Source organism: Actinocorallia aurantiaca, assembly GCF_039533685.1.
GTDB classification, from domain to species: domain Bacteria; phylum Actinomycetota; class Actinomycetes; order Streptosporangiales; family Streptosporangiaceae; genus Actinocorallia; species Actinocorallia aurantiaca.
In genome coordinates this window covers 250,044-273,263 of the sequence record NZ_BAAATZ010000029.1, presented here as the reverse complement: position 1 = coordinate 273,263, position 23,220 = coordinate 250,044, and the positions used below count along the sequence as shown (strand labels likewise).

General features: G+C 70.5%; 30 protein-coding genes. 12 read left to right on the top strand and 18 right to left on the bottom strand.

What is annotated here, in order from left to right:
- Positions 1-30: 30 nt before the first annotated feature.
- The 4 genes from ABD327_RS29215 to ABD327_RS29200 all read right to left on the bottom strand — a co-directional run bounded on the left by ABD327_RS29215 (position 31) and on the right by ABD327_RS29200 (position 3,195).
- The gene (locus ABD327_RS29215; protein ID WP_344455036.1) at positions 31-645 is read right to left on the bottom strand and encodes a TetR/AcrR family transcriptional regulator; all 615 of its coding nucleotides are present in this window, start codon (positions 643-645) and stop codon (positions 31-33) included.
- A 229-nt stretch (positions 646-874) separates the two neighbouring features.
- Complete coding sequence (locus tag ABD327_RS29210) at positions 875-1,369, bottom strand: hypothetical protein (RefSeq protein ID WP_344455034.1); 495 nt, start codon at positions 1,367-1,369, stop codon at positions 875-877.
- 141 nt (positions 1,370-1,510) lie between these two features.
- The gene (locus ABD327_RS29205; protein WP_344455032.1) at positions 1,511-2,290 is read right to left on the bottom strand and encodes an ABC transporter permease; all 780 of its coding nucleotides are present in this window, start codon (positions 2,288-2,290) and stop codon (positions 1,511-1,513) included.
- Positions 2,287-3,195, bottom strand: coding sequence for an ABC transporter ATP-binding protein (locus ABD327_RS29200; protein WP_344455030.1), 909 nt, complete (start codon positions 3,193-3,195; stop codon positions 2,287-2,289). Before ABD327_RS29200 ends, ABD327_RS29205 begins: the two co-directional genes overlap by 4 nt.
- Positions 3,196-3,326: 131 nt before the next feature.
- On the opposite strand from ABD327_RS29200, the gene ABD327_RS29195 reads away from it, so the two are divergent.
- The 4 genes from ABD327_RS29195 to ABD327_RS29180 all read left to right on the top strand — a co-directional run bounded on the left by ABD327_RS29195 (position 3,327) and on the right by ABD327_RS29180 (position 6,029).
- Complete coding sequence (locus ABD327_RS29195) at positions 3,327-4,439, top strand: sensor histidine kinase (protein ID WP_344455537.1); 1,113 nt, start codon at positions 3,327-3,329, stop codon at positions 4,437-4,439.
- Positions 4,436-5,107 carry a response regulator gene (locus tag ABD327_RS29190; protein ID WP_344455028.1) on the top strand — a complete coding sequence of 224 codons (672 nt, stop codon included), beginning with the start codon at positions 4,436-4,438 and terminating at the stop codon, positions 5,105-5,107. The genes ABD327_RS29195 and ABD327_RS29190 overlap by 4 nt, the downstream gene beginning before the upstream one ends.
- Positions 5,108-5,218: 111 nt before the next feature.
- Positions 5,219-5,374: a hypothetical protein gene (locus ABD327_RS29185; RefSeq protein WP_344455025.1), complete on the top strand. Its 156-nt coding sequence runs from the start codon at positions 5,219-5,221 to the stop codon at positions 5,372-5,374.
- A 106-nt stretch (positions 5,375-5,480) separates the two neighbouring features.
- Positions 5,481-6,029: a hypothetical protein gene (locus tag ABD327_RS29180; RefSeq protein ID WP_344455023.1), complete on the top strand. Its 549-nt coding sequence runs from the start codon at positions 5,481-5,483 to the stop codon at positions 6,027-6,029.
- A gap of 123 nt (positions 6,030-6,152) precedes the next feature.
- Here the strand turns inward: ABD327_RS29180 and ABD327_RS29175 are convergent, their stop codons facing one another.
- Complete coding sequence (locus tag ABD327_RS29175) at positions 6,153-7,694, bottom strand: isocitrate lyase/PEP mutase family protein (RefSeq protein ID WP_344455020.1); 1,542 nt, start codon at positions 7,692-7,694, stop codon at positions 6,153-6,155.
- Positions 7,695-7,759: 65 nt separating this feature from the next.
- On the opposite strand from ABD327_RS29175, the gene ABD327_RS29170 reads away from it, so the two are divergent.
- A complete protein-coding gene (locus tag ABD327_RS29170) occupies positions 7,760-8,434 on the top strand; it encodes an ArsR/SmtB family transcription factor (RefSeq protein WP_344455018.1) in 675 nt (224 codons plus the stop codon).
- Between the two features lie 21 nt (positions 8,435-8,455).
- Here the strand turns inward: ABD327_RS29170 and ABD327_RS29165 are convergent, their stop codons facing one another.
- From ABD327_RS29165 to ABD327_RS29150, 4 genes are all read right to left on the bottom strand, one after another.
- Positions 8,456-8,824 carry a hypothetical protein gene (locus tag ABD327_RS29165; protein ID WP_344455016.1) on the bottom strand — a complete coding sequence of 123 codons (369 nt, stop codon included), beginning with the start codon at positions 8,822-8,824 and terminating at the stop codon, positions 8,456-8,458.
- A 133-nt stretch (positions 8,825-8,957) separates the two neighbouring features.
- Positions 8,958-9,407, bottom strand: coding sequence for a MerR family transcriptional regulator (locus ABD327_RS29160; protein WP_344455014.1), 450 nt, complete (start codon positions 9,405-9,407; stop codon positions 8,958-8,960).
- A complete protein-coding gene (locus ABD327_RS29155; protein ID WP_344455012.1) occupies positions 9,404-9,757 on the bottom strand; it encodes a hypothetical protein in 354 nt (117 codons plus the stop codon). Before ABD327_RS29155 ends, ABD327_RS29160 begins: the two co-directional genes overlap by 4 nt.
- Before the next feature lie 96 nt (positions 9,758-9,853).
- Positions 9,854-10,408, bottom strand: a complete 555-nt coding sequence (locus ABD327_RS29150) for a carboxymuconolactone decarboxylase family protein (RefSeq protein WP_344455010.1) — start codon at positions 10,406-10,408, stop codon at positions 9,854-9,856.
- Positions 10,409-10,466: 58 nt separating this feature from the next.
- Here ABD327_RS29150 and ABD327_RS29145 point away from each other — a divergent pair, with 58 nt between their 5' ends.
- Positions 10,467-10,946, top strand: coding sequence for a MarR family winged helix-turn-helix transcriptional regulator (locus ABD327_RS29145; protein ID WP_344455008.1), 480 nt, complete (start codon positions 10,467-10,469; stop codon positions 10,944-10,946).
- Positions 10,947-11,064: 118 nt separating this feature from the next.
- Here ABD327_RS29145 and ABD327_RS29140 read toward each other — a convergent pair whose 3' ends face one another.
- Positions 11,065-11,562, bottom strand: a complete 498-nt coding sequence (locus ABD327_RS29140; RefSeq protein WP_344455006.1) for a MarR family winged helix-turn-helix transcriptional regulator — start codon at positions 11,560-11,562, stop codon at positions 11,065-11,067.
- Between the two features lie 38 nt (positions 11,563-11,600).
- On the opposite strand from ABD327_RS29140, the gene ABD327_RS29135 reads away from it, so the two are divergent.
- From ABD327_RS29135 to ABD327_RS29125, 3 genes are all read left to right on the top strand, one after another.
- On the top strand, positions 11,601-12,434 hold the full coding sequence (locus ABD327_RS29135; RefSeq protein ID WP_344455004.1) for an alpha/beta fold hydrolase: 834 nt from the start codon (positions 11,601-11,603) through the stop codon (positions 12,432-12,434).
- A gap of 25 nt (positions 12,435-12,459) precedes the next feature.
- Complete coding sequence (locus tag ABD327_RS29130) at positions 12,460-13,140, top strand: HAD family hydrolase (protein WP_344455002.1); 681 nt, start codon at positions 12,460-12,462, stop codon at positions 13,138-13,140.
- Between the two features lie 105 nt (positions 13,141-13,245).
- Positions 13,246-14,103 (top strand): SPFH domain-containing protein, encoded by an 858-nt coding sequence (locus ABD327_RS29125; protein ID WP_344455000.1) that lies wholly within the window; start codon positions 13,246-13,248, stop codon positions 14,101-14,103.
- A gap of 92 nt (positions 14,104-14,195) precedes the next feature.
- Here the strand turns inward: ABD327_RS29125 and ABD327_RS29120 are convergent, their stop codons facing one another.
- On the bottom strand, positions 14,196-14,525 hold the full coding sequence (locus ABD327_RS29120) for a branched-chain amino acid transporter permease (RefSeq protein ID WP_344454998.1): 330 nt from the start codon (positions 14,523-14,525) through the stop codon (positions 14,196-14,198).
- 8 nt (positions 14,526-14,533) lie between these two features.
- A complete protein-coding gene (locus ABD327_RS29115) occupies positions 14,534-15,310 on the bottom strand; it encodes an AzlC family ABC transporter permease (protein ID WP_344454996.1) in 777 nt (258 codons plus the stop codon).
- An 82-nt stretch (positions 15,311-15,392) separates the two neighbouring features.
- On the opposite strand from ABD327_RS29115, the gene ABD327_RS29110 reads away from it, so the two are divergent.
- Positions 15,393-15,827 (top strand): Lrp/AsnC family transcriptional regulator, encoded by a 435-nt coding sequence (locus ABD327_RS29110; protein WP_344454994.1) that lies wholly within the window; start codon positions 15,393-15,395, stop codon positions 15,825-15,827.
- A 10-nt stretch (positions 15,828-15,837) separates the two neighbouring features.
- On the opposite strand, the gene ABD327_RS29105 is transcribed toward ABD327_RS29110, so the two are convergent.
- The 5 genes from ABD327_RS29105 to ABD327_RS29085 form a co-directional block, all read right to left on the bottom strand.
- Positions 15,838-16,551: a DedA family protein gene (locus tag ABD327_RS29105; RefSeq protein ID WP_344454992.1), complete on the bottom strand. Its 714-nt coding sequence runs from the start codon at positions 16,549-16,551 to the stop codon at positions 15,838-15,840.
- A 142-nt stretch (positions 16,552-16,693) separates the two neighbouring features.
- Positions 16,694-18,958 carry a protein translocase subunit SecD gene (secD, locus tag ABD327_RS29100; protein WP_344454990.1) on the bottom strand — a complete coding sequence of 755 codons (2,265 nt, stop codon included), beginning with the start codon at positions 18,956-18,958 and terminating at the stop codon, positions 16,694-16,696.
- A 62-nt stretch (positions 18,959-19,020) separates the two neighbouring features.
- Positions 19,021-19,398 (bottom strand): hypothetical protein, encoded by a 378-nt coding sequence (locus ABD327_RS29095; protein ID WP_344454988.1) that lies wholly within the window; start codon positions 19,396-19,398, stop codon positions 19,021-19,023.
- 38 nt (positions 19,399-19,436) lie between these two features.
- The gene (locus ABD327_RS29090; protein WP_344454986.1) at positions 19,437-20,237 is read right to left on the bottom strand and encodes a putative protein N(5)-glutamine methyltransferase; all 801 of its coding nucleotides are present in this window, start codon (positions 20,235-20,237) and stop codon (positions 19,437-19,439) included.
- Positions 20,238-20,404: 167 nt separating this feature from the next.
- Entirely contained in the window at positions 20,405-20,638 is a 234-nt protein-coding gene (locus ABD327_RS29085) for a DUF2630 family protein (RefSeq protein WP_344454984.1), read from the bottom strand.
- 194 nt (positions 20,639-20,832) lie between these two features.
- Between ABD327_RS29085 and ABD327_RS29080 the strand changes: the two genes are divergently transcribed.
- Positions 20,833-21,294, top strand: coding sequence for a pyridoxamine 5'-phosphate oxidase family protein (locus ABD327_RS29080; RefSeq protein ID WP_344454982.1), 462 nt, complete (start codon positions 20,833-20,835; stop codon positions 21,292-21,294).
- A gap of 322 nt (positions 21,295-21,616) precedes the next feature.
- Positions 21,617-22,396, top strand: a complete 780-nt coding sequence (locus ABD327_RS29075) for an alpha/beta fold hydrolase (protein WP_344454980.1) — start codon at positions 21,617-21,619, stop codon at positions 22,394-22,396.
- A 135-nt stretch (positions 22,397-22,531) separates the two neighbouring features.
- Here ABD327_RS29075 and ABD327_RS29070 read toward each other — a convergent pair whose 3' ends face one another.
- Positions 22,532-23,053, bottom strand: a complete 522-nt coding sequence (locus tag ABD327_RS29070; protein WP_344454978.1) for a GNAT family N-acetyltransferase — start codon at positions 23,051-23,053, stop codon at positions 22,532-22,534.
- Positions 23,054-23,220: the final 167 nt, after the last annotated feature.

The following is a 23,220-nucleotide window of genomic DNA, read 5'->3' as shown; positions in this document are numbered from 1 at the left end:
CGCAGGCCGTGCCCGCCCCGGTCGCGAAGGTCAACGGTCTCGCAGGCGGTCCTCGCTGAAGACGAGAGATGCGAGCTCGTGCAGGTAGGAGCGGAGCAGGTTCTGGCCCTCCACGGTGTCGGGCCCCAGCGGCGGCCCCTCGAGCCGGATGACGCCTTCGCTCAGGAAGCCGCGGAGGCTCCAGCTGACGAAGTTCAAGAGCATTTGAACGCCGGCGGGAGTGAGGGCTTCGGTCCCGAAGACGTCCGCGATTTTCCGCAGCATCGGCATTCTGTAGCGGGTGTCGATGTCCGCGATGTCGGCGGCGTCGTGGAGGTAGCGGTGCTGCCAGAGCGCCATTTGGGGGAGGTGGTCCACGTAGAAGTCCAGCATCCGGTCGAAAAGGTCGCGGATCCCGGCCTCGTCGGGGGTGAAGGCGGCGGCCGCCTCGTCCAGCATCTTCGACTGCGCCTGGTAGAAGGTTTCGAGGATCCCCAGATAGAGGGCTGTGCGGCCCCCTGCCGCAGCGACCTCCTGCCGGTCGACGCCCGCGGCGTTGGCGATCATCTCGTTGTCCGTGCCGTCGTAGCCGAGGCTCGCGAAAAGCGACAGGGCCGTTTTGACCAAGTGGTCTTTCGCGAACTCCTCGTCCGCCTGTCCGCTCATATACCAATCGTGGAACAGGAAATTCCAAGGAGAGGCCATCGGCGGGCAATATCCTGGGGGCTTCGGCGTATGGATACTTCCTGAGCCTTTCCACCGGTTTCAGGATCTGGCCGACGGCCATCCCGTCACGCGCTTCGGACGGCTCGCCCGTCCTCCGGCCCCCGGGGTCCGCGGGCTTGGAGAGCCCTCGTCCTCCTCTCCACGGGCCGGGACGAGGGCTCCTTCTCGATCAGCGGCAGGCCAGGCCGGACTTGTAGAGGCGGCCGTTCCACTCCTCGTCCCTGCCGTTGGCCTCGGCGTCGGAGTAGAGGGCGTAGACGCTGATGCACAGGCCCCTGCCCTTCCAGCGTCCGTTGACCTTGACCGGGCCCGCGTAGCGGCGGAAGTCGCCCTGGTCGGTGTCGACGTTGTTCTTCTGGCGGTCCTCGGCCCAGCGGGCGTTCATGATCTTCAGGTACATCGGGACCTTGGCGTTGTAGCGGGGCTTGCCGGGGCGCTTGACCATGACCGCGCAGTTCCAGCCCGACTTGGGGTTGTAGTACAGCTTGACGTCGCTGCGGTAGTAGGTCTTCCCGGTCAGCATGTCCTTCAGCGGGACCGGGATGGTCTTCACGAGATTGCCCTTGCATCCGTATCCGCCCGCGTGGGCCGCCGGCGCGACGGCGGTGCCGACGCCGAGCACCGAGACGGCCGAGACGAGCACCGCGGCAGTTCGCTTGAGCATCCAAACCTCCTTAAACCATGCGGAAGTAGGAGATTCTGCCATCAAGATCGCGGGCATGCGGGAGATTCGCGGAACAAGATCGAATTTCTCGGCCGGGGAAGGCGCGCGACGAGCGGGGCGGCTTGCAGGGCCGGGTTCCGATCAGTTGTCCCGCCGTTCCGCCAGCAGCATCGCGGGGGCCAGCGCGAGGGCGGCGTACGCGGCCAGGAACAGGGCGGCCGCGGGCATCCCCGGCCGCGGATCGGGCTGGAGCGTCGTCAGCGACTCGGCGAGCCCGACGAAGGTGTAGCGGACGGCCTGATCCCGCAGCGTGCTGGGGAAGACCGCGGGCAGGGCGCTCATCGCCAGGAACGCCACCGCCATGAACAGCGTGATCCCCGAGCCCGTCCCGCGCACCGCGGCGCCGACCGCGAATCCGAAGACCGTGATGAAGAGCAGGTAGGCGATGCAGCCGAGCAGGACCTTCCAGGCCCCTCCTTCGGCCAGGCCGATGCCGAGCCCGTCCGGGTGGAGGGCCTGGGTCAGGAAGAACGTCCCGAACACGAGCACCGTCGCCACCGCCGCGACCACCGCCGTCAGCACCGCCAGCTTCACCGTCAGGAGCCGCCGCCGCTGCGGGACGGCCAGCAGCGAGCTGTGGATCTGCCCCGTGGAGTACTCCGACGTCACCGTCAGCACTCCCAGCACCCCGAACACGAACTGCGCCAGCAGCACGGCGGTCAGCGGCTCGAGCGGGTCGAACCCGTCCTCGGCCAGCCAAGCCTTGGGCAGCGCCGCGGCTTCGACGGGATCGACCGCCGACGCCGCCAGCGCTCCGAAGACCGGCACGACCACCGCCGCCGCCCCCAGGCACCACCATGTCGACCGCACCGACCAGAGCTTGATCCACTCCGACCGCACGATGTACCGGATGTCCGTCATGACTGCCCTTCCAGAGCGCGGTATTCGACTGCTTCGCCGGTGAGTTCCAGGTAGGCCTCCTCGAGGGAGGAGCGGCGTTCGGCGAGATGGACGATCGGGATGCCGCCTTTGAGGAGGAGTTCTCCGGCGCGGGCCGCGTCGAGGCCCTTGACGAGCAGGTCGCCGCCGTCGACGGTGACGTCTCCGCCGGCCTGGGCGAGCAGCCCGACCGCCGTGCCCGTCTTCGCCTCGGGGACCCGGATCCCGAGGGACGCCGTCGCCATCAGGTCGCCGATGGGGGCGTCCGCCAGGAGCCTGCCGCGGCCGATCACGATCAGGTGGTCGGCGGTGTTCTGCATCTCGGCCATCAGGTGGGACGAGACGAAGACCGTCCGGCCCTCGGCGGCCAGGTCCCGCATCAGGGTGCGGACCCACTGGACGCCCTCGGCGTCCAGGCCGTTGGCCGGTTCGTCGAACAACAGGACGCCGGGGTCGCCGAGCAGGGCCGCGGCGATGCCGAGCCGCTGGCGCATGCCCAGGCTGAACCCGCGGATCCGGCGGCCCGCCACCGCGGCCAGCCCGGCCAGTTCCAGGCAGGCGTCCACGCGGCGGTCCCCGACGCCGTTGGCCGCCGCGATCACCCGCAGATGATCGCGGGCCGTCCGCCCGGAATGCACCCTGGAGGCGTCCAGGAGCGCCCCGACCCGGGTGATCGGCCGGTCGAGTTCGCGCAGCGGCCGCCCGTCGATCAGGACGCGGCCCTCGCTCGCCCGCTCGAGCCCGAGGATGAGCCGCATCGTGGTGGATTTTCCCGCGCCGTTCGGCCCGAGGAACCCGGTGACGCGTCCCGGGCGGACCGTGAAGGTGAGCCCGTCGACGGCCGTGGCCCTGCCGTAGCGCTTGACCAGATCACTGACTTCGATCATCTTGTGCCTCCCGGGCCCTACGATCTGCGACCGGGCGGGCGGGCCGCTTCCGCCCACGGTGCCGATCACGCTTCGGACCGTGGGGGGAGGCGGCAGGACGAACCGTGTCATACGGTCATGTCGTGAACGCGATGCGCCCGTGGCACTGGACCGCTCTGGACGCCGTCGCCATCCTGCTGCTGGCGGCCCTCGCCGCGGACGGCGACGGCGAGCCCGCCCTGTTCCTCGCCCTGCTCGCGGCCACGGCCCCGGTCCTGCTCCGCCGCAGGTACCCGGTGCCCGTCCTGATCTGGACGAACGCCATCACCTACCTGTTCGTCTTCGATCTGGAAGCCACCCTGCAGCCCGCCGCCTGGATGCTGGCCTCCTACTCGGCGGCCGTCCGGTCGAGACGCGCGGCCGTCCTCACCGCCGCCGGGACCTGGCTGCTGGCCCAGGGGATCGTCATCCAGCAGGGCGGCATGACCCCGCTCCAGCTCGTCGTGGTCCCGCTGATCGTCGCGCTGCCGCCGTGCGTGCTGGCCGACGCCGTCCGCCAGCGCCGCGAATGGACGACGGCCTTCGCCGAACAGCAGCGCCGCCGCGCCGACGCCGAAGCCGAAGCCCGGATCGCCGAGGAACGCCTGACGATCGCCCGCGAACTGCACGACGTCGTCGCCCACGGCGTGACCCTGATGACCGTCCAGGCCGGCATCGCGCGGCTGCGCTCCGCCCCCGACGACCCGCTCCACGAGGTCGTCGGGACGATCGAGCGGACCGGCCGCTCATCCCTCGCGGAGATGCGCCGCCTGATGAGCCTCCTGCGCGGCGACGACGCCGACGGACTCGCCCCCCAGCCCGGCCTGGCCGATCTGGGCGGCCTGGTCGCCGCGGCCTCGGCTGCGGGCCTGCGCGCCGAACTGGCGATCCACGGCACCGCGCGTCCGCTGGCCGCCGGCGCCGACCTGGCCGCCTACCGGATCGTCCAGGAGGCCCTGACCAACGCCGTGAAGCACGCCGCCATCAGATCGGCGACCGTCGACGTCACCCACGAGGCCGACGGCGTCCGCCTGCGGGTGCGCAACCCCGGCCCGGTCGCCGTGCGCGGCCGGGGCCAGGGCATCCCCGGCATGGAGGAGCGGGCCCGCCTCTACGGCGGCACGGTGAAGGCCGAGCCCTCCTCCCCCGACGGCTGGCAGGTGGAGGCCCGGCTCCCCTACGCTCCCGAAGACAAGCCCCTCGCGCTGGACGAGGCCGGCCGGTGATCCGGATCATGCTCGCCGACGACCAGGCGCTCCTGCGGGTCTCGCTCTCGGCCCTGCTGAACACCGAACCGGGCATGCGGGTCGTGGGCGCGGCGGAGAACGGAGCCGAGGCCGTCGACCTGGCGGCGGAACTCCGCCCCGACGTGGTGCTGATGGACGTGCGCATGCCCGGGATGAACGGCATAGACGCCACCCGGAAGATCACCGAAGACCCGTCGGTCCGCGTCGTCATCCTGACCTCGTTCGACCTGGACGAGTACGTCTTCGCCGCCCTCCGCGCGGGCGCCGGCGGCTTCCTCCTGAAGGACTCGCCCCCCGAAGATCTCCTGACGGCGATCCGCGTGGTCGCGGCCGGCGAGGCCCTGCTGACCCCGGCGGCGACCCGCCGCCTGATCGAGCGCTTCACCGCCACGCCCCCCTCCCCCGCCGACCGCCTCCCCGAGGCCACCCCGTCCCGCAGGGTCCTCGCCGCCCTCACCGACCGCGAACGAGACGTCCTGGCCCGCGTGGCCCGAGGCATGTCCAACGCCGAGATAGCCGCCGACCTGGTCCTGGCCACCAGCACGATCAAAACCCACCTGACCAACCTGCTCGCCAAGACAGAATCCCGGGACCGGGCCCAGCTGGTCATCTTCGCCTACGAATCCGGCCTGGCCACCGCGCCCTAGACACCGCCCGGACAGCCCGTACGCCGCGATGCAGAAGTTCCTCTTGCTTTTACGTACGATGGATCCCTCCTCAGGGCCATCAGCAGATCCAAAGCACGGGAATCCGACGGTATGACCAGCGCCATCATTACGCCCGCGACTACGCACAGCGCTCCTGCCAGGGTCTGGTTGCACGCCATCTTCACCGCCCTCGCCTCGGGACTCCCGTTCGCGCTCGTCGCCTACGTCGTCTTCTACTCCGGCATCCTGGACATGGTCCTTGGCTAGCCGGCCTCCGGTCATCGCCGCCGACGCCGCACTGCGGGCGAGGCTCCGGCACGTCTACTGGATCGGTGGCGCGAGCGGTGCGGGCAAGTCGACCATCGCCCGTCGCATGGCGGCCCGGCACGGTCTGCGTATTTACGCGACCGACGACGTGATGTCGGACCACGCCGACCGGAGCGCATCCCGAGACAGCCCGTTCCTGAGCGATTTCAAGGCCATGGACATGGACGAGCGATGGGTGAACCGGTCTCCGGAGACGATGCTCGAGACGTTCCACTGGTTTCGGGGCGAGGGCTTCGGCCTGATCGTCGAGGACCTCCTCCGCCTCCCGGAGGCCCCCGGCGTGATCGTCGAGGGTTTTCGGCTGTTGCCTCACCTGGTCAAACCCCTCCTCGCCGCATCCGGCCACGCCGTCTGGCTGCTCCCGACGCCTGAGTTCCGTCGGGCCGCGTTCGAAAGCCGAGGCTCATTGTGGGACATCGCCCGCAAGACCAGTGATCCGGAGACTGCCCTGCACAACCTGCTCGCTCGTGATCGGATGTTCACCGTGCGCCTGCATGAGGAGACGAAGCGTCTCGGACTGCCCGCCATCGAGGTCGGCGCCACGATGACGGAGGATCACCTGGCCGAGAGAGTCACAGAGGTGTTCGGATTCTGAGGCGGGACGGCGTATGCCCTCCGTCATCGGACGTCTGGCCGAGTGACCGTCCTTCGGAGTGCCGGCGCTGAGCGTTGATCCCGGTCGACGGCGGTGGTGATCCGGTTTCCGGTGGTCGTGACGTCACATGAAGCTCCGGGGCGTTCCGGCGGGCGTCCCCAGGCGCTGCACCTCGGCGTAGGACGGGGCCGTCAGGTCCGCCGGCCGTCCGTCCCGGATGGCGGTCGCGGTGGCCACGGCCGCCTCCAGGGCCCTGCGGTAGAGCAGTGAGCCGAGGCTGATCCTGCGCACCCCCAAAGCGGCCAGTTCGCAGAGAGTGGGGCCGGCCGGCGTGTACAGGATGTTCAGCGGTACCACGAGGGCCGCGGTCAGTGCGGCGATGCCGTCCGGGTCCGACAGCCCCGGCACGAACACCCCGTCCGCACCGGCCTGTTCGTAGATCGCCAGGCGCGTCGGGGTCTCTTCCTCCTGGCGTCCCAGCCAGTGGGTGTCGGTGCGCGCGTTCACGAACAGTGCGGGCACGGCGGTCTTGACGGCGGCGATCTTCGCGGCGTGCGACTCGGCGGGGGCGAGCGTGCCGTCGGGGCGGCCGTCTTCGAGGTTGATCCCCGCCGCGCCCGCCTCGTACAGCTTTCGGGCCAGTTCGGCCACGTCCTGCGGGTCATCGCTGAAGCCGCCTTCGGCGTCGACGGTGAACAGGAAGGAGTCCCGTCCGAGCCGGCGGGCCAGCGCCAGGGTCGCGTCGGCGGTGGCGGCGGCCCCGTCCGGCAGGCCCGCTGCGGCGGCCACGCCCAGGCTGGTGGTGCCGACGGCGGCGAAGCCCTGCGCTGCCAGAGCGGCGGCTGAGGCGTGGTCCCAGGCGTTGGGCAGCAGCAGCGGGGCGGCTCGGTGGTGCAGGCGGGCGAAGGGGGTGAGGGGGCGCTGGAGCAGGCCGCCGGCCAGGGCGAGGGCGTGGGAGCGGCCGGGGCAGACTCGGGGCGGGGCTCCGAAGGCGAGGGATGCCGGGTGGGTGCGGGCGGCGGCCGCGAGATCGAGGAGTACCGCGTCGCCCTCGGCTATCTCCCGGCCCGCGATTCGGGTGGCCCTGGCGGCGATGCGACGCACGGCCCGTACCGGGGGAGATTCCCGGAGCACGCGGGCAAGCGGTGCGCCGCCGCCGGCCTCGACCAGCGCGGCCTTCGCCTCACATGCCTGGACCAGCAGCCCGATGCGGTTGGCTGCGGCCTCCAGAGCGGCTTCGTCCGCCGGGTCCGGCGCCAGCCGCTCCACCAGGCGGGCCACCGCCTCGTCCGCCGACGCATCGCCGCCCCCGAAGTAGGCTCCGGCCACCACGATCACCGCTTCCGCCACCGCCGCGGGCTCCTGCATCCCCAGGGCTTCGGCGAGGGTTCGCACCACTCGCGCCCGGACCTCTCCTTCCGGCCCGGCGGCCGCCGCCTGCCACAGCGAGGCGGGTTCCAGCCGGGCGAGTTCGGCTTCGACCAGGGCCCGCCGACGCCGGTGCGGCTCCCCCGAGCTGAGGCGGGCCACCGTGGCGCGCAGCCAGGCGACACTCGCCCCGGCCGGACCGTCGTACCCGTCCTGCGGCTCCGGGACGAGCGAGGGGTCGGCGAGCGCCGCCCGCACGTCCGCGTAGCGGTCGAACTCGTGCATCTTGTGCGTCATGGCCCTGACGCTAGGCCCGGGAAGGTTCGGCGTAGCCCGAACCGTCCCTGCGGCATCATGGCCGCATGTCCCCGCTCGCCGAGACCGCCGCCCTGCTCGCCGACCGCACCCGGGCCGCCTTCTGCCAGGCCCTGCTCGACGGCCGCGCCTGGACCGCGGGCGAACTCGCCCGGCACGCCGGAGTCCGCCCCTCCACCGCCAGCGAGCAGCTCTCCCGCCTCGTCGCGGGCGGGCTGCTGACCGAGGAGCGCCAGGGCCGGCACCGCTATGTCCGGCTGGCAGGCCCGGAGGCGGCCGCCCTGATCGAAGCCCTCGCCTCCTACGCCCCGGACGTCTCCCGCCCGCGGAACCTTCGCCGATCGGTTCAGCTGGGCGCCGAGGCCGGGGCCCGCACCTGCTACGACCATCTGGCGGGTCGGCTGGGCGTGGCCCTGTCCGACGCGATGATCGACCGGGGGCTGGTCGCCGACGACTCCGGGCTCGCCGTCACCCCGGAGGGGCGGGCCTGGCTGGCCGACGCCCTGGGCTACCGGCATCCCGCGGGCACCCGCAGGCCCTTGGTGCGCAGTTGCCTGGACTGGACGGAGCGCCGGCCCCACCTGGCCGGAGCGCTGGGAGCGGCCCTGTGCGCCGCGGCGCTGGAGAGGCAGTGGGTACGGCGAGTCGGCTCCGGGCGCGCGGTGAAGGTGACTCCGGCGGGGGGCGAGGCGTTCCGGGAGCTGCTGGGAGTGGAGATCTGAGCTCTCTGCCGGAGGCGTCGTTCATGCCATGCCCCGGGCGGCGAGGCCCTGGGTGAGGAGGTGGCGCAGTTCGGGGCCCGTGACGATGGCGGACTCCTCCGGTTCGCCGCGGAACCTGAGGCGGGTGAGCACCCAGATCTCCCCGGTCCGCGGGTCGGCGGCGTCCCTCTGGTCGGGCGGGAGGTCGTCGGCTTCCCGCGCCCGGTGGGCGACGAAGAGGTCGGGGACGGTCATCCCGCGCCCGTCCGGCGCGAACCACGAGGCGAGGAGCTCCTCGGCCGGACGGTCGAGCACTCCGGGCCATGACAGCGCGTACTCGACGCAGTCCCTGATGACCCTCTTCGGATCGTCGTCGACCTCGGCCCGCCCGTGCCATCGCAGATTCCTCATACCCGCCCATCCCACCACCGCCAGACCTGCACCGCCATCCAAAATCCTGCGGCGGCATCCTCGCCGGCCGTCGGCGTCCACGGTGTTCTGGCGGGGGCGATGCCGAGGCCGGTGCCGCTCCCGGAAGTGTTCTTCACGGGGCGCTTTTCGGGGAGGGGCGGGCGGGCTCGGCGAACGGCAGCGGGCAGTCCGGGGCTTCGGCGCACGCGATGAGGTCCGAGCAGCCCGCGTCGATGGTCTGCTGGAGGGCCTTTCGGATCACGGTGAGGTCGGCGAGGCGTTCTTCGACCTCGGTCAGTTTCAGCCTCGCCCTCTCGACGAGAGGCGCATCGCTCCGGCCGTGCCGGTGGGCGGCGGTCGGCAGCAGGTCGGCGATCTCCTCCAGGGTGAAACCGAGCCGCTGCGCCGCCTTGATGACCCGGAGCACGGTGAGGGCCTCAGCGGGATAGAGGCGGTGCCCGCCCAGAGTGCGTCCGGGTTCGGCGAGCAGGCCGCGCCGCTCGTAGTACCGCAGGGTCTGGGGGTTCACTCCGGCGGCGTCGGCGAGCCGCCCGCTGCGCAGACCCCCGTTGCCTTCGCTCATCCTGTCCAGCTCCGCGCGACGGCCTGCGGCGGGGCGGTGCGTTCCGCGAGGGCCTGGAAGCCGTCCAGCGTCGCACCGGCCCCGGCCGGCGCCGCGATCGACACCCGCAGCCCGGCTTCGGTCCGCTCGTAGCCGAACGTCAGGAACGCGCAGCACCGCTGTTCGGCGGCGAACAGCTCCCGCAGTCGCGCCTCCCGTTCGGCCCCGGCCTCGAAGGCCAGCCGCAGCAGCAGCGGCTCGCGCTCCAGCCCGGTCAGGCTCGCCCCGAACAGCGCCTCGAAACGGGTCAGCCGCTCGACCATCGCGTTCGGCGGCAACGTGCACATGATCGGCAGATCAGGACCGGCCATCTCGGCACCCCTCCCGACCGCTCCCGCGGCGGCCGCACCCCAACGGTAAGCCTGTACCGGGGTACAGGATGCAAGCCTTCGGGAGGGGCGCGCGGGTCAGGCGGCGTGCTCGTGCCAGGCGAACGGCCGCAGCGCCTCGTCCAGGGGCGCGTCGGTCATGCGGTTGGCGAGGGTGGACATGGTGTAGGCGCCGATCCCGAGGACGACCTCCAGTGCGTTCTGCCGGGTGTAGCCGTGCTGGAGGAACTCCTCCAGGGCTTTGGCGGAGACGGCTCCGGAGGTGGCGAGGACTTCCAGGACGAACGATCGCAGGGCTTCCAGCGGCGCGTCGTCCAGGGGCCTTGCCTCGCGCAGGGCGGAGATCTGGCCGGGGTCGGCGCCGAGCGAGGCCAGTTTGGCCGAGTGCATGGCGACGCAGACGTTGCAGCCGTTGCGGGTGGCCATGGTCATGATGAGCGTCTCCCGGGCGAGCGGGCTCAGGGAGGTCGTCTCGAACAGGCCGCTCATGCGCAGGAAGCCGTCCAGCAGCTGGGGGGACTCGGCGAGTCGGGCGACGGCCGCGGGCAGGTATCCCGTCTTCTTCGCGACGGCCTCCATGGAGCGGCGGGCGGCGGGCGGGGCGGACTCGACGGTGTGGTCGGTGAACGTCATGGGGGATCTCCCTCTAAAATGGGCAACATGGTTGTCGAAATAGTAAACCGGGTTGACGATGTCCGCAACCGCTGACGACGGGCGTCCGGGATTCGAGCTGCCCCTGCTGCTGCTCGCCGGATTCCGCGCGCTCATCGATGAGCTGCACGCCGAACTGGCCCGCCAGGGCCATCCGCACGTCCGCCCCGCCTACGGGTTCGCGATGCAGGCCATCGGCCCCGGCGGCGCCACGGCCAGCGAGGTCGGCCGCCGCCTGGGGGTCTCCAAGCAGGCGGCGGGCAAGACCGTCGACCGCCTGGAGGAGCTCGGCTACGCCGAGCGGGTGGACGATCCCACCGACGGGCGGCGCAAACTGGTGCGCCTGACCGGACGCGGCGTCGACGCGCTCGACCGCTCCGCGGTGATCTTCGACGGGCTGCGCGCGCGGTGGGCGGCCGAGCTGGGCCCCGGCCGCCTCGCCGACCTGGAGGACTCCCTGCGCACGATGGCCCCCGCCGGGCTCGGCGTCGACGCCGTCAGCTGGCTGGCGGGAGGGTGACCCCGTGGACGGTCCTTCGGCGTGATTCTGGCGGACCGCGGGTGAAGCCCGCGTAGGCCGGGACTCCTCACTCGCCTTCCGAGAGCGGTCTTCGCGGAGCCCCTTCAGGCGGCGGGGGTCATTCTTCGAGGGGTTCGGTCCGGGGCACGGAGGAGGGGTCCGTGGCGATCGAGTCGCGGACCGTGGTCAGGAAGCGCTCGACCGTGTCGAGTTCGGCGGGGGTGAAGCCGTCGGCGGCCTGGATGACCTGGGAGATGAGCGGTCCGAAGAACGACCAGCCCAGGGCGACGGCGGTGTCGTCGACCTCGAGGAGGACGCGGCGGCGGTCGGCGGGGTCGGGAGCGCGCCGCACCAGGCCGAGCCGCGCCAGGCGGTCGACCAGAGCGGTGACGGCGGGCGAGGCCATGGCGAGCCGGCCGCCGAGCAGGCCGGGGGTGGCCTTGAGGCCGGCGCGTTCGGCGTCGAGCAGGTGGATGAGGGCGCGCAGGTCGGTGGGGTGCAGGCCGTGCAGGGTGGCGAACCGGTCGCCGGCCAGGCCCAGTTCGACCGTGACGGCGCGGAGCAGGTGCACCAGCGCCATCCGCGGGTCGTCGGCGGGGCGGGCAACTTCTCTCATTCATTGAGTATATCGTTCAGTGAGGTAAAGGGGGATGTATGACAGATGAGTTCTTCGCCGCCTATGAAACCCTTCTGAAGAGATGGCCCTCAGGCACGGAATCGTTCACCCTCTCCTCCCCGTACGGGAGCACGCAGGTGCACGCGTGCGGCCACGTCGACGCTCCCCCGGTGCTGCTGATCCCCGGCGGCGGAGCCACGTCGACGGTCTGGACCGCGGTGGCCGGATCACTGGCCCGCTCCCGCCGGGTGTACGCCGTGGACCTCCCGGGCGACGCCGGACGCAGCGCGGCCCAAGGCCGTCCGATGCGGACCGTCGAGGACGCCACGGGCTGGTTCGACACCGTCCTCGACGGGCTGGACGTACCCGCGGCGCAGGTGTGCGGCCACTCCTACGGAGGCTGGCTCTCCCTGGCCTACGCCGCGCACGCGCCCCACCGGGTGAGCAGGCTCGCACTGCTCGACCCCACCGACTGCTTCACCGGCATGAGACCCCGCTACCTGCTGCACGCGCTGCCCTCCCTGCTCATCCCCTCACCCGCCCGCACCCGCGCCTTCCTCCGCTGGGAGACGGCCGGACTGCCCGTCGACAGGGAGTGGCTGGAGGTCGCGGCACTGGCGGCGCAACTGCCGCGGCCGCGCATCGTGATGCCCAAGCGCCCCCGCCCCGAGAACCTGCGGCAGGTCACCGCGCCGACACTGGTCCTGCTCGCCGAGCACAGCCGCACCCACGACATCCGCGAAGTCGCCGAGGCCGCCCGGCGATCAGTGCCCGCCGTGACGACCGCCGTCGTCCCCGGCACCTCCCACCACAGCCTCCCGTTCGGGATCGATCTCGACCGGCTGCTGCCGGCCTTCCTCGCCGAGGGCTGAGCACGGCCGGGGATATCCTCGAACCATGATCGAAGCGGTGCTGTGGGACGTGGACGACACCCTTTTCGACCACTCGGGAGCCGAGCGGATCGCGGCCCTGCGGTACTTCGCCGCCCAAGGGCTGGACACCGACGAGACCGCGCTGCGGCGGTGGCGGGAGATCACCGACGAGGAGTACACGCGGTTCACGGCCGGTGAGCTGACCTTCGCCGGGCAGCGGCGCGAGCGGGTGCGGCGCCTGCTGGAGCGGGAGCTGTCCGATGCGGAGGCCGACGCCTGGTTCGGCCGCTACCTGGAGGTGTTCGAAGCCTCCTGGAGCGCGTTCCCCGACGTCGATGGCGTCTTCGAGGTCCTGGCCGCGCCGCCCTACCGGCACGGGATCCTGTCGAACTCCACCACTGCCGTGCAGGAGCGCAAGCTCACCATGCTCGGCCTGCGCCACCGGTTCGAGTTCGTCGTCTGCTCCGACGACCTCGGCTGCTCCAAACCCGACCCCCGCGCCTTCCTCCAGGCCTGCTCCGCACTGGGGCTGCCGCCCGAGCACGTCGCCTACGTCGGCGACCGCCTGGACCTGGACGCCCTGGGCGCCCAGGCCGCGGGCCTCACCGGCATCTGGCTGGACCGCACGGGCGCGGGCGCGTCCGTGCCCGAGGGGATCCACCGCATCACCGGCCTGGCCCAGCTGCCCGGCGTGCTCCGCGGCTGACCGTTCTCCGCCATCCGCAAAACCGAAACGCGCTGGGAAACGTCTGATCTTGGACTGGAGTCTTCCGGTACCGATTTCCCCCTCCCCCCCATAGGAGAAATCCCAGTGAAGCACCTCAAGTACCTCGCCCTGGCGGCGTCCGCCGTCCTCGTCGTCGCGGTCTCCGCCTCGGGCTGCTCGGTGTCCGTCCCGCCCGACAGGACGGGGCTGGAGTACAACGCCGGCCCGCTGTCCTCCACCGAGTTCGACGACTGCGGCGACGGACGCATCTGGCACGGGCCCGGGGACAAGGTCTTCACCTACCCCATCGGGCAGCGCACCTACAGGTTCGGCGAGGACGGCGACACCGACACGATGAAGGTCGTCTCGAAGGACAACCTCGAGCTGACCGTCGAGGGCGTGGCGACCTTCAGCCTCAACGGAGCCTGCAGGACCCTCCGCAAGTTCCACGAGGAGATCGGCCTGAAGTACGAGGCCTACGAGGACGACGGGTGGGCGGAGATGCTCGGCGTCTACATCGGCGCCCCGCTCGACCGGGCCCTGGACCAGGTGTCCAAGAAGTACAAGTGGATCGACCTGTACTCCAATCCCGAGGTGAAGAAGTCCTGGGAGGACGAGGTCGGCACCGCGGTCGCCGCCCAGGTCAACGCGACGGCCGGGGACAGCTACTTCTGCTCGCCCGCCTACACCGACAAGGGCGAGTGCGGGTCGTTCCTGCTCACCCTCCAGCAGCCGACCCCGCCGGAGAACGTCCGCACCTCCCTGGCCGCCGCGCAGCAGGCCGTCCAGGACGACCAGACCCAGACCAACCGCAACAAGCAGATCCAGACGGAGCTCAAGGCTCTGCGGGACCTGGTGAAGGTCCTCGGCCCGAACGGGGCGATCCTGTACCAGGCCATCAAGGACGGCCGGGTCAAGGTCGTGCCCGTTCCCACCGGCGGGAACATCAACATCGCCGAATGACCGGGACCCGCTCCCGCCCGACCCGGCGGGGGCGGCCTCGGACGCCTCCGGCCGCGGACGGCACGTGTGCGCGGCGGTGAGGCCGGAGTCTCTCAGACCTGCCAGAGGGTCGACAGCATCACGTGAAGGGCGGTGGCCCCCAGGACGCTGATGACGGCGTTGCGGGTCTTCAGGTGCAGTCCGACCGCGGCGGCCAGGGCCAGGGAGGTGGACACGAAGGCCGGCCAGGTGTCGGGCCGCGCCTGGTGCAGGGTGTAGAGGGCGAGGATCAGCATGATGCCGGCGGGCATCTGCAGGGAGAGCAGGCGCAGGACGGCCGAGCCGCGCAGCGGGGTGAGGACGGCGAAGGGCAGGGCGCGCAGGCCCCAGGTGACGGCGGCGCTGATCGCGACGGCCGCGGTCAGGTAGAGCGGGCTGGACACGGAAGGGCCTACCTCTCCCCGGACGTTCCGGCGAGCACCAGGCGGTCCGGGCTCTCGGGCGCGGGTGCGGGCAGCGGGGCGGACGCGGGTGCGGCGTCGCGGCGGGTCAGGGCGTGGCGGACGAGCAGACCGGCGGTGAACAGGCCCATCGCGACGGGCAGCACCTGCCCGGGGGTCAGGAGCGCGGCGGCGGCGAAGGACGCCGCGGCCATCAGGGGGGCGGGCAGGTCCCGCCGGGCCCGCCAGGCGTCGATCGTCAGGACGACGAACAGGGCGGTGAGGGCGAAGTCCAGGCCGTGCAGGGTGAAGGGGAGGAGGACGCCCGCGAGCGCGCCGAGAGTGGCTCCGGCGACCCAGTATCCCTGGCACAGCACCTGCATCCACAGGATGCGAGCGCCGCTCCAGGAGCGTGCGCGCTCGCCGGAGGTCAGGGCGTAGGCCTCGTCGGTGAGCGCGAAGGTGGCGTAGAGGCGGCCGAGCGGCCCCACCCGGGCCAGCGGGAAGGACAGGGCGTAGAAGACGTGGCGGAGGTTCACCAGCAGCGCCGTCACGGCGATCTGCCCGAGCGGGGTGGCCGCGGCGACCAGGCCCAGCAGCAGGAACTCCAGCGATCCGGCGTAGACCACGGCGCTGAAGACCGTCGCCCACCACCAGTCCAATCCGGTGTGCACCACCAGGATGCCGAAGCTGATCCCCAGGGGGATCAGGCTCAGTCCCACCGAGGCGGTGTCGGCCGCGGCCGCGGTGAAGTCCTTCGAACCGCCTCTCGCTCGCATTTCACTCATGGAACGCAATTTTAGTACTTAATACGCGCAATATGGTTCCAGACAATTAGCTAGAATGTCGTATATGAGCAATAATGATGGCTTGGATCACGTAGACCGTGAAATATTGTTCCAACTGGCCAGAGACGGGCGCCTGTCGAACGTGGAACTGGCCCGCAGGGTGGGACTGACGCCGCCGCCCTGCCTGCGCCGGGTCAAACGGCTGGAGGACGCCGGTGTGATCACCGGCTACCGCGCCCAGATCTCCCCCGAGGCCCTGGGCCGCTCCCTGGAAGTGGTCCTGTCCGTGGACATCGCGGTCAACGACCTGCACACCGTGGAGGAGTTCGAGTCCCGCGTCGCCGCCCTGGAGGAGGTCCTGGAGTTCCGGCGCATGTTCGGACGCCCCGACTACTACATCCGCGTGGCGGTCGCCGACCAGGTCGCCTACGAGAAGTTCCTCAGCGGGCAGATCATGCCGCTGCCCGCCGTCTCCCGCGTCGACTCCCACCTCACCATGAAGCGCATCAAGGACTGACCGCGCCGGATCAGCGGTCGCCCGCGGTGCGGGTGGGCCGCCTGTCGTCACCGTCGGCGGCGGCCCGCTCGCCGCAATCCGAGTCCGAGGGGGGCAGGGGGTCGCGGTGCAGACGGGTGACGACGAACTTCACGAACCACAGGACGAACAGCGCCAGGACCGCGTACATCGCCCAGTTGGCGTACTTCTCCGCGTCATGCCACTTCTCGCGCAGCGTGTACCCGGCGAGAACGAAGATCGTGTTCCACAGGGCGCTGCCCAGGGTGGTGTAGAGGCTGAAGCGCACCAGCGGCATGCGCTCGATGCCCGCGGGGACGGAGACGAGGCTGCGGACCACCGGGACCATCCGGCCGAAGAGGACCGCCTTGTTCCCGTGGTCGGAGAACCAGCGGGTGGCCTTGTCGAACTCCCCGGAATCGACCAGGGGCAGGCGGTCGGCCAGCCGGCAGGCGCGCTCGTGGCCGAGGAAGGCGCCCAGCCCGTACAGGGCGAGGGCGCCGAAGAGGGAACCGAGCGTGGCGGCGACGATCACGAGGACGACGTTCAGCTCGCCTTCGCTGGCGGTGAAGCCGGCCAGAGGGAGGATGAGCTCGCTGGGCAGCGGCGGGAAGAGGTTCTCCAGCGCGATCAGCAGCCCCACGCCGATCTCGCCGAGGGACTCCATCACGTCCTCGGCCCAGCCCGCTATCCCGTTCAGTTCGCTCTGCCCCTGTGCCACGTCCATGCAGGCGAAGTACCCGGGCTCCGTGAGCCCATGCGACCAGAAGATCAGTCGAAGTATGACAATGCCCATGTTTCGGCGAGAAAGAGAATCCCCTGAAACGCGTGCCCCGCCCCCGCACGACGGGGACGGGGCACGCGCCGGCTCAAGCGGGCTGCTCCGCCGCCTTGGGCCCTTCCTTCCTCCCGGGGCTCCGCCCGACGCGGTGCAGCTCCACCGCCAGCGGCGCCGCGGTGAACACCGAGGAGTAGGTCCCCACCACGACGCCGATGAGCAGCGCCAGCGCGAAGTCCCTCAGGGTGCTGCCGCCCAAGAACAGCAGCGAGGCCAGGATGAACACCACCCCGATCCCGGTGTTGATGGTCCGCGGGATCGTCTGGTAGATCGCCACGCTGGTCAGGCGTGCGAAGGACCTGCTCCGATCCCCCATCAGCTCCCTTATCCGGTCGAAGACGACGACGGAGTCGTTGACCGAATAGCCGATGATGGTCAGCAGCGCCGCCAGGAAGACGCCGTCGAGACTCTTGCCCAGCCACGCGAAGATGCCCACCAGGATCACCACGTCGTGGACCATCGCGGCGACCGCGGCCACCGCGATGGTCCACTGGAACCGGAACGCCAGGTAGACCATCTGCATCGCCAGCGCGGCGAGCAGCGCGATGATCGCCGACCGGCGCAGCTCGTCGCCCAGACTGGGGCCGATCAGCTCATCCCTGACCTTGGTCAGGTCGCCCTCCAGACCGCCGTCCAGCACCTGGGTGACCCGGGCCTCCTGCTCGTTGTCCAAGGGCCCGGTCCGCACGGTGAGGCCCCCGTCACCCGAGGCGTTGACCACCGCACGCGGCTGCCCGGCCTCGACCAGCAGATCTCGGGCCCGGTCGACGTTCACGGGCGCCGACGAGGAGTACTCGATCAACCGCCCGCCGGTGAACTCCACACCCAGGTTCAGCCCGCGCACCGCGATGCCCGCACCAGCGATGATCACTGCGAGCAGCGAGAACGCCAGCCACCTCCTGGGACGGCGCATCAGATGGGGATCGCGCCGCTGCAGCCATTCACGGACACGACCCAGCTGGGAGATACCGGTGATACCAGGACGTTTCTGGACGGCCTTAAACGAAAGCACCACCTCGGCCAACGCACGAGTGATCACCAGCGCACTGAACATCGACACCAGAACACCGATGGCCAGAGTCACACCGAACCCGCGCACCGGACCCGAAGCCAGGAAGAACAACAACAGCGCCGCGACCAAAGTGGTGACATTGGAGTCGGCGATGGCACTGAAAGCATTCCGGAACCCGGCGGACAACGAAGTGCGCAACGTGGCCCGAGGCTCCCGGTACTCCTCCCGGGCCCGCTCGAACACCAGCACGTTCGCATCCACCGCCATACCGATCGCCAGGACGAACCCGGCCAACCCCGGCAGCGTCAGAGTCGCGCCCAACCCCGCCAGCACCGCATAGGAGATCAACCCGTAGCAGGCCAGCGCCACCGCCGCCAGCAACCCCAGCAACCGGTACACGACGATGATGAACAACGAGGTCAGGAGCGTACCGATGATCGCGGCCTGAGCACTCGCCGAAATCGCCTCGGCCCCCAGAGTGGGACCCACCGTCCGCTGCTCCACCAACTCGACGGGCACCGGCAGCGCACCGCCCTTGATCAGCAGCGCCAACTCCTCCGCGTCATCGAACGTGAAGTCCCCGGTGATCTGAGTGGACCCGCCGGCGATACCGATACCGCAGGCCACGGACGACACCACCTGCGGCGAGGAGATGACCTCCCCGTCCAGCACGATCGCCACCCGCCGCCGGGGATCACCCTCAGGAGCACAGGCGGCGTCACCGGTCAGTTTCGCCCACTTACTCCCTCCCTGCCCCTTGAAGTCGACGTTGACGAACCAGCCCGGCCCCGACTGCGGATCACTGCCCGGCTCGGCACCCCCGACCTCCGCACCGGTCAGCCCCGCCGGACCCAACCGCAACTTCTGCCCGTCCTCATCGGGCAGCACCAGCTCACCGGGCTTCTCCTTCTCCGGCTCGGCCTGCTCCCCGGCATACCCCAGGACGGGATGGAAGCTCAACTGGGCCGTACGACCCAGAACATCCACCGCCTCCTTCGGATTTTGCACGCCGGGCAGCTCCACGATGATCCGGTTGTCCCCGGACCTCACCAGCTGAGGTTCGGCGACGCCCAACGCGTCCACGCGGCGCCGCAACGTCTCCACGGTGTTGTCGGTGACCTCCGAAGTGGCCTTCACCGTGGCCGAATCGCGGGTCTCCAGCACGATCTGCGTGCCTCCCCGCAGGTCGAGCCCCAGCCGCACGGGCGTCGTCACCGTGATGTACGCGGCCAGGGCCAGGACGGCGAGCGCCAGCAGCGCCCGTATCCGTGTAGCACGTGTCAAGGGAACTCCAACAGGCATGGCACGGCCCGCCGAGGGGCCGTGTAACGAGAAAAAGGGGGACGTCAGATACCTGAGGAGAACGGAGGAGCCCGCCCGGCCCGCGACACCACGAACCAGGCCTCCGCGAACCCCCGCCACGCACGATCCCCGACCCGCACGACCGCCGAAGACGGACGCACGAGCACCGGAGAAGAAGGAGCCACGACCAGAACGGCCGGCTGCTCCGGCTGCACCCCCCGGAAGATCCGGGGAGGCGCCGAGCAGTCCTCACCCGCGGACACCCGCGAGACGGCCTGCGCCAGAGCACCCCGATCCCCCGCGGCCACGACGGGACGGGCCGCCGGCGCCAGCCCGAGCATCCCCAGCACCGCCAGCAGGACCACCAGCCGCAGGGACCGCTCCGACCTCGCCGGGGCGGCCGCGACGACACGCACGGCCATGTCCGCCCCCTTGCCTGCCGAAAAACCCGAGGAACTGATCAGCCTACGCCGAACGGCATGGAACCCACCACCACACACGAACCCCAGCCCTCCGCCTCCACCGACCGGGAGAACAGACCGTCAGAAGCGAAGATCTTCAAAGCCTGATCCACCTGACGCCCGCTGACCTCCACCAGCACATGGCCACCCGGCGCCAACCAGTCGGACGCGGCCCCGCTCACCCTGCGCAGGACCTCCAACCCATCCGAACCGCCGTCAAGGGACACCAGCGGCTCGTACAAGCGAGCCTCCACCGGCAACGACCGCACCGCATCACTCGGCACATACGGAACATTCGCCAACAAAACCTCGACCCTGCCCCGCAACATCCCCGGCAACGCCCCGTACAGATCCCCCTCGTACACCCGCCCGCCCACAGACCCCACATTGCGCCGCGCACACCGCACCGCGGCCGGCTCCACATCCGAGGCGTGCAACTCCACCCCCGCCACCGCACCCGCCAGCGCCACACCCAGCGCACCCGAACCACAACAAAGATCGACGACCACCGCGCCCGGACGAGCCAGCATGATGGCCTCGTCCACCAGGAACTCCGAACGGCGACGAGGAACGAACACCCCCGGATCCACCTCGACCCGCAGACCGCGGAACTCCGCCCAGCCCACCACCTGCTCCAACGGCAGGCCCTCGACCCTGCGCCGGACCAGAAACTCCAACGCCGCCTCATCGACGGCGGAGGAGACGAGCACCTCCGCCTCGTCCTCGGCGAAGACACAACCAGCCGTACGCAACCGCGCGACGACGGCGGACAGAGCGACGGAAGAAAGAGAAACAGCCATGAGAACGCCCTCTGGGAACGGGGCGCCCCTCATCTGTCACCCGAGTCGGCGGACTCCACGACTGCCGGATGAGAACACCCCACTGCGATCAGCGGTAATGGGTCTCACCTCCTCGTACGTCACGCCCGAACGCGCTCACCGTACCAGAAAAGATCATCACGGCCGCTTTACTGCTTGTAGTTCTCCACCTCGTCCACCGGACGGGCCAGGATGTGCTCCGCGTAGCCCTCGGCCCCCGCCTCACGAGCCGCCCGCCGCTGACGCAGCAGATCCCAGCAGACGTCCAACTGCTCCTCGATCCCCTTCACCAACGACGCCTTGTCCGGATCATCCGACTCACGCAGCCGATGCTCCTCATCGATCATCCGCCGGATCCGGTCCATGATCTGTTCATCGCTCATGGACCCCTCATGCCCCGCCGCACCCCCGGCAAGCCTTTGAATCGATGAGTCTTCAGTCCTTGTTGGGGTGATTTTGTGGGTGCAACCCACCCGGTGCCTTTACGCAGTAAAGTTCAAGAGGGGAAACTGATGGCCGAGTAGCGTCTGTCCGCTGAGCTTCCCCGATTGTCGGTGCCGGCGGGCATACTGCCCGGATGGCGACCTGGAAGCGGTTCGAGGAGGAGGCGGCCGACCTGGCCGCGACGGTACGAGAGCGGTTCGAGGCGGCGAAGACCCATGTGATCGCCACCCTGCGCAAGGACGGATCGCCGCGGGTGAGCGGCTCGGAGGTCGACTTCCAGGGCGCGGACCTGGCATTCGGCTCAATGCTGAACGCGGTGAAGGCCCGCGACCTGCAACGGGACGGCCGTTGCGCGATCCACGCCCACCCGGCCGGCCCCGAGCACGACGGCGACGCCAAGGTGGCCGGCATCGCGATCGAGATCACCGATCCGCACGAGAAGAAGGGCTACACCACAGGGAAGGAGCCTCCCGGCGACTTCCACGCGTTCAGGCTCGATCTGCACGAGGCCGTTCTGACCTCGGTCGAGGGCGACGAGCTCGTCATCCGGACGTGGCGCCCCGGCAAGGGTGTGCGCACCGTCCGCCGCAAGTGACCGGCGTCGCCCCACCCTTGATGTCCTGAGTCCGGACGTGGCGCCCCACTCAACACCTGGAAGACGACATCCGCCGTATACGGGCTCGGGAACAACAAGACGGCCATGAGCGGTACCCGCCACGCTCTGCCGGCTGCGTCGGCGTGACGGCCCGGACTCCCACGGCGACCGGACCTCCCGCGGACCGCTCGTCGTGGCGCGTGAGGCGCCATGGCCGTTTGCGGCCGACGACGGCTTGCCGGACGCCGCGTGTTCCCGAACCCGGTCGAGGCGGACGTTCGAGATCATCGTCGCGATACCGGGGCGAGCGAACAGGAGCATGATGGCCACGACCGTGACCGGCGACGGATACACGCTGTGGTACGAGGCGCAGGGAGAGGGGCCGGGCATCGTCTTCCCCTCGCGGATGCGCGTCGAGCACTCCGCGCTGGCCTCCGCCCTGGCCGCGCACGGGTACCGGGTGGTGCGCTACAAGCCCCGGCAGGTCGTCGGCGCGATGGAGGCCGAGGACGAGGCGGGCGGACCCTGGGATCCGACTGTCTGGAGCACCTACCCGCTGGATCTGGAGATCGCCGATCTGCACACCGTGGCCGACGCCGCGGGTGTCGGTGACTTCGTCCTGGCCGGCTATTCGGGCATGGCCGCCCTGGCGGGATTCCTGGCCCCGGCCACCGACCGGGCGGCCGGCCTCATGATCGGCGGATTCCCGCTGCTGAGCGACTACGGCTACTGGCTCGGCTACGTCGAAGGGGCCCGCACCGCCTTCCTCCAGGCCGGACGGCAGGACAAGGCCGACGAGCAGCACCTGGGCGTCCTGTTGTACCGCCAATGGGCCGAACGCGACGACATCCCGGCGCTCCGGGCCCTCAAGGGCCCGAAGATCCTGTGGTATGGCTCCCGGGACAGCGAACCAGAGTGCCGCATGTACGACTACACCGGCGGAAGCGCGATCGCCCGCCGCATCGCCGAGCACACCGAACAGCTGCGCCGCGCAGGCTTCGAGATCATCGAAATTGAAGGCCTGGACCACATCGCCGGGCTTGCCACCACCGACGTGATCGCCCCGAGGCTGTCGGCCGCCCTGACCGCGGCAGGCTGGTAAGACCCTCTCCGGCACGGCCCGGCAAGCGGCCCAGCGCCGCCTCGGCCACGCCTCCACCCGGCTCGCGCCGACGAAGCCACCGACGTCCGGATCCGCGCCGTCCGATGCGTGCACGTGCCACCGAGGCGCTGGTGATCAGGTGGTGGAAGCGGGTGCCTGATCCGGCTGAAGCGTGATCCGGTAGCGGCGTGCGAGGCCGAGTTCGGTGTCCAGCACGTCCTCGAGGACACCACCGTTACGCTCGATCGTCGCCGCTGAGGCGAGGTTGCCGACCGCGCAGACCAGCAGTAGCCGGTCCAGGCCGAGGGCCCGGGCCTCTCCCAGCATCCGGCCCAGCGCCCAGGTGGCCAGGCCGCGGCCCCGCGCGGACGGCCGGATGCCGTAACCGATGTCGCCGAACGGGCTGGGCTCGTGCCGTAGCGCGATCCCGCCGAGCACCCGGTCGTCCTCCACGATCCAGCGGTACGTGCATCCTGCCCTCCCGGCCCGCTCCCGGCCGGTCAACCCGGTCACCCAGTCCGCGAATCCGGAGGGCGACTCGACCTCGTCCCCCGGCTCCAGTCCGAACCCGTCCTCGTGGACGCCGGGACCCCACTCCTCATGCGCCTCCAGCCAGGCGGCGTGCAGACGAACAGTCGGTCCGATCAACTCGGGCATGGCTCGACGATACCGATCCGGAATCGCGCGACAACGCCTCTGCGGACCTTTACATGCCTCTCCCCCACAATCCAGAGCATCTCCAAGCTGTACCGAAACCCACCGCTTTGCGGCTGCCGGGCACGAACCGGTCCAGGCCCGCGCGAGAATCCAAGAGCTCGAGGCGG